The 871-nt window shown below is 57.5% G+C and carries 1 pseudogene; it reads right to left on the bottom strand.

The window, feature by feature from the left end:
• A pseudogene (locus C8024_RS13840) lies at positions 1–871 on the bottom strand (DUF5934 domain-containing protein); the annotation flags it as partial.

Genomic DNA, 871 nt, shown 5'->3' with positions numbered 1-871 from the left:
GCCGAGTGGCGAATAGCTGGTCACGCCGTAAAAAGTTGCACCAGTCTTTTGCCAGCCTGCAATTCTGCCTGGACATGGCTCCATTCGGCAGATTGCTGGGCGAGCTTGGGCAGAAACCGCGCGCTCTTGGATTGGCTGAGACTGGTTGTGCGCATAAATTTGAAACCGGCTTTTGCAGACGCGCCCTCGCGGTCGGGATAGACTAAGCAAAGCATGGTCGCAGCCGGGCAGGGGAAGCGTAGCTTGTCTGTAAACATGTCACCGATTAGCCGCGCGCATTCCCACGGCGCCCATCGTTCGGGCATTTGCCGGACGCCGAAATGCCGGATATCGAAGGCATCGGGATAGATAGCGCCGATCTCAGGCGTGCCATCAGCGCCGCGCCCGATTTCCCGGAACCGCTCGGTGCGCAGGATCATCCGGTCATCTTCAACTTCGAGTTCAATATCACGGCGGATGGCTTGACTGGCGATATCATCGAGCGGATTATATTCGGTTCGGTCTTCCTGCGGCGCCGTCGTAGGAGAGGTCAGATCATCAACCAGCGCGATGAGTTCCTGCGGTTCCATTTCACCCGCATCAATGCCGAGCGAGGTTAGCACGCCGATAAGTCCCTCACGGCACTGCGCGAGTTCATTATCATCAACATTTGCGGTGTCTGGAACGCCCAGCGAGATAACCAGATTATGGCAGCGGGCATGAAACGGCGCATGGGCAGAACCGCTTTCCCAGACCAGATCATACAAACGTTTTGATCTATGACGCGCCATTGCTTCATATACGCCGCCCTGCGCATAGCGCTTGGCAAACCAGGGCGCGACCACCCGGCCAATCCGGGGGCTGGCAAAATGTAATATCTGCAGGCACGCGC

This window comes from Sphingopyxis sp. BSNA05 (genome assembly GCF_013265645.1).
Lineage (GTDB): Bacteria > Pseudomonadota > Alphaproteobacteria > Sphingomonadales > Sphingomonadaceae > Parasphingorhabdus.
The sequence above is the reverse complement of the archived record's forward strand: the minus strand, read 5'-3'. Positions and strand labels throughout refer to the sequence as shown.